The organism is Microvirga sp., assembly GCF_014699075.1.
In the GTDB taxonomy this organism is placed as follows: Bacteria; Pseudomonadota; Alphaproteobacteria; order Rhizobiales; family Beijerinckiaceae; genus Microvirga.
This window is the reverse complement of sequence record NZ_JACXAB010000046.1, coordinates 20,998-30,099: the sequence shown is the minus strand read 5'-3', so window position 1 is coordinate 30,099 and position 9,102 is coordinate 20,998. Positions and strand designations below refer to the sequence as shown.

Genomic DNA, 9,102 nt, shown 5'->3' with positions numbered 1-9,102 from the left:
TTACGACGGAACCGATGGGGCTTACCCAGTTGATCGGATCGAAGATGCGGACGAGGAGGTTGGAACCTGTGACCCGGTGGGAATTCCGAACATGGTCAGGTCTTAGCCGTTGACCTGATCCCGCCCGCTTACCTTTTGGTCCTGCCTATCAGCCTCTTGGGCAGGGTCGGCTTCACGGGTCTTTATGTAGGTTCTTTGCTCACGCTCAACCTGTCCGTCCTCTCCTAGCTCCTTTTCCAGCTTGAGGCTGCCAGAGTGGGAACATTGTTCCCGAGGCTTCGTACGTCGAATTACTCCTTCGCACGCTCGGGTAGGAGCACCTGGATGTTGCAGGGTTCCACGCGGTTGCCCGATGGACACTTCTAATCCGACCCTTTCGAGTCAGGTGGTTAAATGTATGCGACACCTCCTGCCTCTCTGGTCGCAACGGCCAAAAGCCGGGGCTTTTTTGTATCCGCTTCCGAGTTCCTGCTTCTGCCATCCTTGGGAGCTAAGCCTGCGGATCGCAGTTGAGTGATCCGAAGGACAGGTGACAATCCATGTCGGCATCTATAAGTACGAGGAAGTTTCACATCTGATAGAAACAAATAACATATTTCACATTTGAAAGACGCTAATATGGCTGCCCATGGAGCCTTGGACCTGATTGGCCGGACCCCTCTTGTTGAGGTCACGAGCCTCGACACCGGCCCCTGCAGGCTCTTCCTGAAGCTGGAGAGCGCCAACCCCAGCGGCTCCATCAAAGACCGCCCCGCCCGCGCCATGATCGAGGCGGCGGAAGCCGACGGGCGCCTGAAGCCGGGCGGCACGATCATCGAGGCTACGGCCGGCAATACCGGCGTCGGCCTCGCGCTGGTCGGGGCCAGCAAGGGCTACCGCACGCTCCTCGTGGTGCCGGACAAGATGTCCCGGGAGAAGGTGCTGCATGCCAAGGCCCTTGGCGCCGAGGTGGTCATCACCCGCTCGGACGTGGGCAAGGGCCATCCGGACTATTACCAGGACCTCGCCCAGGCGATCACCTCCAAGACGCCCGGTGCCGTCTATATCAACCAGTTCGAGAACCCGGCCAATCCGGCAGCCCACGAGGCGAGCACCGGCCCTGAGATCCTGGACGGGATGGAGGGTGATGTTGATGCCGTCGTGGTCGGCGTCGGGTCGGGCGGCACGCTCACCGGCGTCGGGCGCTTCCTGAAACAGGCCTCGCCGAAGACCGCCATGGTGCTGGCCGATCCCGCAGGCTCGATCCTCGCGCCGCTGGTGGAGACCGGGCAGATGACCGAGGCCGGCTCCTGGGCGGTTGAGGGCATCGGCGAGGATTTCGTGCCGCCGAACTGCGATCTCTCCCTGGTCAAGAAGGCGTATTCCATCGGCGACAAGGAAAGCTTCTCGGCCGCCCGCGAGTTGCTGCGTAAAGAGGGACTTCTGGCAGGCTCATCCTCCGGTACGCTATTGGCCGCAGCCCTGCGTTACTGCCGTGAGCAGACAGAGCCGAAGCGGGTCGTCACCCTCGTTTGCGACACGGGCGCCAAGTACCTGTCGAAGGTGTTCAACGATGCCTTCATTGCCCAGGAAGGCTGGCTCGACCGCAAGGTGACAGGAACGGTCCGCGACGTGGTGATCAACCCGTTTGGCGAAGGCGCCACCATCTTCGTCTCGCCCAGCGAGACGCTGCGCTCCGCCTTTGCGCGCATGCGCTCCTCCGACGTGTCGCAGCTTCCCGTGATCGACGATGGACGCGTGGTCGGTCTCATCGACGAGAGCGACATTCTCGACGCACTGGTCGCCAATGAGCGCGCGCCGCAGAGCGTGTTCGACAAGCCGGTGCGTGACGTGATGGTCTCGCGCCTGCAAACCATTCCCGCCGATGCTCCCGTCCGGGAGCTTCTGCCCCTCTTTGCCGCCGGCCTCGTGCCGGTGATCATGGAGGGCGAAGCCTTCGTGGGCCTCGCCACCCGCATCGACCTCATCAACTTCTTCCGGATCCAGCCCCAATGACCACCCGCAACCAGCTCGATTTCGCCACCCGCTGCATCCATGCGGGCCAGTCGCCGGATCCCACCACCGGCGCGGTGATGATGCCGATCTACGCCACCTCCACCTTCGCACAGGAGAGCCCCGGCGTTCACAAGGGCTTCGAATATGCCCGTTCGCAGAACCCGACCCGCATGGCGTTCGAGCGATGCATCGCGGATCTCGAAGGCGGCTCGGCAGCATTCGCCTTCTCGTCCGGTCTCGCGGCGAGCGCCACGGTGCTCGACATGCTGGAGCACGGCTCGCACATCGTCGCTTCCGACGATCTCTACGGCGGCACGCGCCGTCTGTTCGAGCGCGTGCGCAAGCAATCGGCCGGGCTCGATATCACCTATGTCGATCTTGGCAACACGGATGCCGTGAAGGCGGCGCTTCGCCTGAACACCAAGCTCGTCTGGGTCGAGACGCCAACGAACCCGCTCCTCAAGCTCGCCGATCTCGAAGCCATTGCTGCGGCCACGCGCGGGCACGGCACGTGGCTTGTGGCCGACAATACCTTCGCCAGTCCCTGGGTACAGCGTCCGCTCGAATTCGGCTTCGACATCGTGGTGCATTCCACCACGAAGTACCTCAACGGCCATTCCGACATGGTCGGCGGCGTGGTGATCGTGGGACAGAACCAGGAGATCCGCGAGAAGATTGCCTTCCTGCAGAACGCGGTCGGTTCCGTGTCAGGGCCTTTCGACAGCTTCCTGGCCCTGCGCGGCCTGAAAACCCTGTCGCTTCGCATGGAGCGGCACTGCACGTCGGCGCTCAAGATCGCCCAGTTCCTTGAGGCGCATCCGGGCGTGGACGGCGTGATCTATCCGGGCCTCGCCTCGCACCCGCAGCATGATCTCGCCAAGCGCCAGATGCGCGGCTTCGGCGGCATCATCACCGCCCGCATCAAGAGTGGACTCGACGGCGCGACGCGCTTCCTGGAACGCTGCCAGCTCTTCACCCTGGCGGAAAGCCTCGGCGGCGTGGAAAGCCTCATCGAGCATCCGGCCATCATGACCCATGCCTCCGTGCCTCCCGAGGTGCGGGCTGAACTCGGCATCGACGACGGTCTCGTGCGCCTGTCCGTCGGCATCGAGGATGCGGAAGATTTGATCGAGGATTTGCGCGCGGCGCTGGCGTAGGGTCCGCCACATCCACGCGTCATCACCGGCCTTGTGCCGGTGATCTCGATTGAGGAGGCGCAGCGCTTTACTGATCGAGATGGCCGGGACAAGCCCGGCCATGACGTGAAGTGGTGTGATGCGCTTTCACGCAACCGGCGAAAACCGCCCGACGAGCTGATGCCTGTCGCCCGGATAGGTGATCCGTGCCTCGGTCACGAAGGCCCCCGCCTGCCAGGTTCGCCGCTCCAGCATGAGACAGGCTGTTCCCGTCTGGATCTGCAGCCGCTTCGCCAGCGTACCGTTCGCATTCACGGCACGCACGATGTGCTCCGCATCCGTCCATGGCACACGCCGCAGCAGCCACGTCCCTGGCGGGTCGTCCTTGAACGTCTCCTCGCCGGCTTCAGGCACAGTGGCAAGGTTGATCAGACGCTGCTCGAAGGCTTGCGGCACGTCGTCCATCACATGGAGCGTGGACAGGCAGAGCATCTTGGTGCCCGCCGGCAGACCGGTTCGCTGCGCGGCGGCTGCATCGATGGGCTCGATGGAACGGGTGAGAATCTTGAAGCGATACTCCACTCCGGCGCGGGCCGCCTCGAGGGCGAAGTCCTGGATCTGCAGCACCGCCTGCTGGTTGCTCGGCTCAGCCACCACCGTTCCCGCGCGGCGCCGGCGCGTGATGAGTCCGTTGGCGGCAAGCGTCGAGAGCACCTTGTTCACGGTCATGCGCGAGCAGCCGTATTCCGCCATCAGCTCATGCTCGAACGGGATGCGGTGCCCGGGCGCCCATTCGCCCGACATGATCCTGGCCTCGATGTCGTCGCGAATGCGCTGGTGGAGATGTTTCATGCCGCCTTCAGTCATTTGTCAGGCCAGGATGCGGGCCATGGCCTTCGCATAGCGAGTGCGGATCGCGTCGCGGTTCACATGCCGGCCGCTCCTTACCACAGGCTTGCCCGCCACGAACACCGTATCGATGGCGACCTTGCCAGTGACGAACACATAGGAATCGAGCCAGCGGTCACCCGAGACGGCGGCGAGATCGGGATGATCGGCATCGAGCACCACGAAGTTGGCGCGATGCCCCTCGGCGATGACACCGATCCGTCGGCCGAGCGCCTGCGCTCCACCCGCCAGCGCCTTCTCGTAAAGGCTGCGCCCCGTCGATTGCCCCTCATGCTCGGCGAGAACATTGCGGGCGCGGTGCTTGAGGCGCTGGCTGTATTCGAACTGCCTGAGCTCTCCCGGGGCCGATATCTCGATGTTGGAATCAGACCCAACGCCGAAGCGGCCACCTGCCGCGAGATAGTCGACGCCCTCGAAGATACCGTCGCCGAGATTGGCCTCGGTGATCGGGCACAGGCCCGCCACCGCGCCGCTCGCGGCGATGCCCCTCACCTCCTGCGGGTCGAGATGCGTGGCGTGGATGAGGCACCAGCGCCGGTCGACGGAGGCATGATCGAGCAGCCACTCAACCGGGCGCTGCCCTGACCAAGCAAGGCAGTCCTCCACCTCCTTCACCTGCTCGGCAATATGGATGTGAACCGGCCCCTCGCCGGCCATCTCAAGGATGTCATTGAGGCTCTCCGGCGTGACGGCGCGCAGGCTGTGCGGCGCGATGCCGACGACCGCATCGTCGAGCCCGGCCACCGCCCCGCGCGCGCCTTCGAGCAGGCGGGCATAATTTTCGACGCCGTTGATGAAACGCCGCTGACCTTCCGCAGGCGCGGCCCCACCGAAGCCGCCCTGCGCATAGAAGACCGGCAGAAGCGTCAAGCCCATGCCCGTCGATTGCGCCGCAGCCGCAATGCGCCCGGAAAGCTCCGCGATGTCACCGTATGGGCGGCCCTGTGCATCGTGGTGCAGGTAGTGGAACTCGGCGAGCGCGGTAAAGCCGCCCTCCAGCATCTCCATCATGGCGAAGGCCGCAATGGCTTCCACATCGTCCGGCGTGAGGGAGCCGAGGAAGCGGTACATCACCTGCCGCCAGGTCCAGAAGCTGTCTCCTTCCGGGCCGCGTGTTTCGGCGAGCCCTGCCATGCCGCGTTGGAAGGTGTGACTGTGCAGGTTGGGCAGTCCAGGAAGCGTGATGCCGGCAACGCGCTCACGACCCTCGGCGGAAGATCCTGAGTGCACAGCGACAATCGTCCCGCCCTCAATATCGAGGCCAACATTCCGGGCCCAGCCGCTGGAAAGGAGAGCGTGATCGAGAATGAGCCTGCGCATCGCGGACACCTTTGCTGCAAAGCGGCCTTGGGGTCGGCAGCCGCCAAAAAGCCATGCCGACGCCGGACCATCAGAACCGATCGAATACGTCTAGACAATATCGATTCTTTGCGCTTATGTATAGACATATTCGCAATCGAACCGGAGCAGGAACATGCGCTTCGACCGGGTCTGGCACACCGCTCGCCTTGCTACGCTTGCAGGCGACGGTCTCGGGATCATCGAGAGTGGAGCCGTTGCCACCCAGGACGGCCGCATCGCCTTCGCCGGACCGTCAGAGGACCTCGCCGCGGGCTGGGACGCCGCCGAGCGGATCGATTGCGAGGGCCGGTGGATCACCCCAGGCCTTGTCGATTGCCACACGCACCTCGTCTATGGCGGCAACCGCGCCCATGAGTTCGAGCTGCGCCTCAAGGGCGCGAGCTATGAGGAGATCGCCCGGGCCGGCGGCGGCATCGTGTCCACCGTGAAAGCCACCCGCGCGGCGAGCGAGGATGCGCTGGTAGTGAGCGCCCTGCCCCGGCTCGACCATCTCATCGCTGAGGGTTGCACCACGGTCGAGATCAAGTCGGGCTATGGGCTCGATCTGGAGACGGAGGCACGATCCCTGCGCGCCGCACGGCGTCTTGCTCACGAACGCCCGGTCTCCATCACCACCACGTTCCTCGGCGCTCACGCCCTGCCGCCGGAGGCGAAGGGCGACAAGGACGCCTTCATCGAGAAGATCTGCAGCGAGATGATGCCGGCCTTGGCACGCGAGGGACTGACTGACGCGGTTGATGCCTTCTGCGAGGGCATTGCATTTTCGCCCGAGCAGACCGCACGCGTGTTCGATGCCGCCAAGGCACTGGGCCTTAGGATCAAGCTTCATGCCGACCAGCTCTCCAATCTCCATGGAGCAAAACTCGCTGCCGATTATGGAGCGCTCTCGGCCGATCATCTCGAATACACCGACGAGGACGGCGCCGCCGCCATGGCGAAGGCCGGCACGGTGGCAGTGCTGCTGCCGGGGGCCTTCTACATGCTGCGCGAGACGAAGGTTCCGCCCATCGCAGCCTTCCGTGAAGCCGGCACCCGCATGGCGCTCGCAACCGACTGTAATCCCGGCACCTCGCCGCTCACCTCGCTGCTCCTCACCATGAACATGGGCGCCACCCTGTTCCGCATGACGGTCGAAGAATGCATCGCCGGCGTGACGCGCGAAGCCGCGCGTGCGCTCGGCAAGCTCGATCAGATCGGCACGCTCGAGCCCGGCAAGAGCTGCGATCTCGCCATCTGGAACATCGAACGGCCTGCGGAACTCGTCTACCGCATCGGCTTCAACCCGCTTCACGCCCGTATCTGGAGGGGACAGTGACACAACCCATCATGCTTCACCCCGGCTCCGTCGCGCTGGCCGACTGGCGCAGCGTCTATCTCGGGGCTGACATTGCCCTTGATCAGGATTGCCGCCGGGCTATCGAGGCCAGCGCAAAGACCATCGAGACCATCGTTGCCAAGGGCGATCCGGTCTACGGCATCAATACCGGCTTCGGAAAGCTCGCCAGCGTTCGCATCGGCACCGCCGACCTCGCGACGCTCCAGCGCAATATCGTGCTCTCGCACGCTGCCGGCGTGGGCGAGCCGCTGCCGCCATCTGTCGTGCGGCTCGTCATGGCCCTCAAGCTCGCGAGCCTTGCACAAGGCGCCTCAGGCGTGCGCTGGTCCACCATCCACCATTTGACAGCCTGCCTGAAGGCGAACCTCATCCCGGTCATTCCCGGCCAGGGATCCGTCGGCGCCTCAGGCGATCTCGCGCCGCTGGCCCACATGACCGCAGCCCTCATGGGCGTCGGCGAGTTCGTCGTCGATGGCGTGCGCGTGAAGGCGGAGGCGGCTCTTGCGCGAGCCGGCCTCACCCCGCTGGTGCTCGGGCCCAAGGAAGGCTTGGCTCTTCTCAACGGAACGCAGGTGTCGACCGCTCTCGCGCTCGCAGGCCTGTTCGAAGCCGAGCGGGTGTTCCGCGCCGCTCTCATCACCGGCGCACTCGCCACTGATGCGGCCAAGGGATCGGACGGACCGTTCGACGAGCGCATCCAGAAGCTGCGCCGCCATCACGGGCAGATCGAGGTGGCGGCCTCCCTGCGTGCCCTGATGGCGGGAAGCGCGATTCGCGCCTCGCACCTCACCAACGACGAACGCGTGCAGGACCCCTACTGCCTGCGCTGCCAGCCGCAGGTGATGGGCGCAGTGCTCGACCTGCTGCGCCAGGCGGGCGAAACGCTCGGCGCCGAGGCGAATGGCGTCTCCGACAATCCGCTCGTGTTCTCGGATACGGGCGAGGCGATCTCCGGCGGCAACTTCCATGCCGAACCCGTGGCTTTCGCAGCCGACATGATCGCCATGGCGCTCTGCGAGATCGGCTCGCTGGCCGAGCGGCGCATCGCCATGCTGGTCGATCCGACCCTTTCAGGCCTGCCCGCCTTCCTCACGCCGAAGCCCGGCCTCAACTCCGGTTTCATGATCCCGCAGGTGACGGCCGCAGCCCTCGTGTCCGAAAACAAGCAGCGCGCTTATCCGGCAAGCGTGGACTCGATCCCGACCTCCGCCAATCAGGAGGATCATGTGTCCATGGCGACCCATGGCGCGCGCAGGCTCCTGCCCATGGCGGCGAACACTGCCAATGTCATCGGCATCGAATACCTCGCCGCCGTTCAGGGCTGCGACTTCCACGCGCCGATGCAATCGAGCGAGCGCCTGGAGCGCGCACGTGCCTTGTTGCGCGCGCAGATTCCGCATCTCGATGACGACCGGCACATGGCGCCCGAGATGGAAGTGGCGACTGCCCTCGTTGCTTCGGGTGCGCTGGCCGATGCGGCTGGTGGCGATGTGCTGCCGCTCGTGACGGATGAGGTCGCCGCATGAGCGAATCCAGTGACTGGCTTACGGTAATCCGTGGGGACGCGCCGCTCGTGGTGAGCCTGCCGCATACCGGCACCGACATTCCGGTGGAGTACGAACGCGGCCTCGTCTCGCCTTGGCTGGCGCGCAAGGATGCCGACTGGTGGATCGAGCGGCTCTATGATTTCTCAGCCGGTCTTGGTGCGACGGTGATCCGCACAACGATCTCCCGCACGGTCATCGACGTAAACCGCGACCCGTCCGGTGTCTCGCTCTATCCGGGACAGGCGACGACGGAGCTGTGCCCCACCACCACGTTCGATGGCGAGCCGCTCTACGAGCCGGGCACGGAGCCCACGTCGGCGGAGGTCGCCGAGCGCCGCGCCCGCTTCTTCGATCCCTATCACGCGACGCTCAACGTCGAGATCGAGCGCCTGCGAGCCCGGCACATCAACGTGGTGGTCTATGACTGCCACTCGATCCGTTCGGTGATCCCCCGCCTGTTCGACGGCACCCTGCCTCACTTCAACATCGGCACCAACGGCGGTGCCACCTGCGCTCCTGCCTTGAGCGATGCCATCGAGACAATCTGCGTCGGCAGCGGCTTCAGCCATGTGGTCAACGGCCGTTTCAAGGGCGGCTATATCACGCGCAGCCTCGGCAAGCCTGAGGCTGGCGTCCACGCGGTGCAGATGGAGCTTGCCTGCCGTGGCTACATGCGCGAGCCGCTTGGACCTGTCGCCGAACGCGAGTGGCCAACGCCTTACGGCGAGGCCTATGCCGCACCGATGCGCGCTGCCCTGACGCTCATTCTGCAAACCTGTCTCACCTTCGCGCAATCCAAAGCCTGAGGATCCGTTCC

Annotated in this window: 7 protein-coding genes; 5 read left to right on the top strand and 2 right to left on the bottom strand. The window is 64.9% G+C overall.

What is annotated here, in order from left to right; genetic code table 11:
• Window positions 1–618: 618 nt before the first annotated feature.
• Window positions 619–1,995, top strand: coding sequence for a pyridoxal-phosphate dependent enzyme (locus tag IC232_RS26770; protein WP_190848004.1), 1,377 nt, complete (start codon window positions 619–621; stop codon window positions 1,993–1,995).
• A complete protein-coding gene (locus IC232_RS26765) occupies window positions 1,992–3,152 on the top strand; it encodes a cystathionine gamma-synthase (RefSeq protein WP_190848003.1) in 1,161 nt (386 codons plus the stop codon). The genes IC232_RS26770 and IC232_RS26765 overlap by 4 nt, the downstream gene beginning before the upstream one ends.
• Window positions 3,153–3,278: 126 nt before the next feature.
• Here IC232_RS26765 and hutC read toward each other — a convergent pair whose 3' ends face one another.
• Both hutC and IC232_RS26755 read right to left on the bottom strand, forming a co-directional pair.
• Entirely contained in the window at window positions 3,279–3,983 is a 705-nt protein-coding gene (hutC, locus tag IC232_RS26760) for a histidine utilization repressor (RefSeq protein WP_190848002.1), read from the bottom strand.
• Between the two features lie 18 nt (window positions 3,984–4,001).
• Window positions 4,002–5,360, bottom strand: a complete 1,359-nt coding sequence (locus tag IC232_RS26755) for a formimidoylglutamate deiminase (protein WP_190848001.1) — start codon at window positions 5,358–5,360, stop codon at window positions 4,002–4,004.
• A gap of 154 nt (window positions 5,361–5,514) precedes the next feature.
• Here IC232_RS26755 and hutI point away from each other — a divergent pair, with 154 nt between their 5' ends.
• Genes hutI through hutG form a run of 3 tightly spaced genes read left to right on the top strand, consistent with a single transcriptional unit; the run spans window position 5,515 to window position 9,091 of the window.
• Window positions 5,515–6,717: an imidazolonepropionase gene (gene hutI, locus IC232_RS26750; protein WP_190848000.1), complete on the top strand. Its 1,203-nt coding sequence runs from the start codon at window positions 5,515–5,517 to the stop codon at window positions 6,715–6,717.
• 11 nt (window positions 6,718–6,728) lie between these two features.
• The gene (gene hutH / locus IC232_RS26745; protein ID WP_210335518.1) at window positions 6,729–8,264 is read left to right on the top strand and encodes a histidine ammonia-lyase; all 1,536 of its coding nucleotides are present in this window, start codon (window positions 6,729–6,731) and stop codon (window positions 8,262–8,264) included.
• Complete coding sequence (gene hutG / locus IC232_RS26740) at window positions 8,261–9,091, top strand: N-formylglutamate deformylase (RefSeq protein ID WP_190847998.1); 831 nt, start codon at window positions 8,261–8,263, stop codon at window positions 9,089–9,091. Before hutH ends, hutG begins: the two co-directional genes overlap by 4 nt.
• The last annotated feature ends 11 nt before the right edge of the window (window positions 9,092–9,102 follow it).

What these genes read in the sequence shown, in the direction of transcription:
- hutG (WP_190847998.1), top strand. Translation starts at nt 8,261, where the DNA reads ATGAGCGAATCCAGTGACTGGCTTACGGTAATCCGTGGGGACGCGCCG.
- IC232_RS26770 (WP_190848004.1), top strand. Translation starts at nt 619, where the DNA reads ATGGCTGCCCATGGAGCCTTGGACCTGATTGGCCGGACCCCTCTTGTT.
- IC232_RS26755 (WP_190848001.1), bottom strand. Translation starts at nt 5,360, where the DNA reads ATGCGCAGGCTCATTCTCGATCACGCTCTCCTTTCCAGCGGCTGGGCC.
- hutH (WP_210335518.1), top strand. Translation starts at nt 6,729, where the DNA reads ATGCTTCACCCCGGCTCCGTCGCGCTGGCCGACTGGCGCAGCGTCTAT.
- hutC (WP_190848002.1), bottom strand. Translation starts at nt 3,983, where the DNA reads ATGAAACATCTCCACCAGCGCATTCGCGACGACATCGAGGCCAGGATC.
- IC232_RS26765 (WP_190848003.1), top strand. Translation starts at nt 1,992, where the DNA reads ATGACCACCCGCAACCAGCTCGATTTCGCCACCCGCTGCATCCATGCG.
- hutI (WP_190848000.1), top strand. Translation starts at nt 5,515, where the DNA reads ATGCGCTTCGACCGGGTCTGGCACACCGCTCGCCTTGCTACGCTTGCA.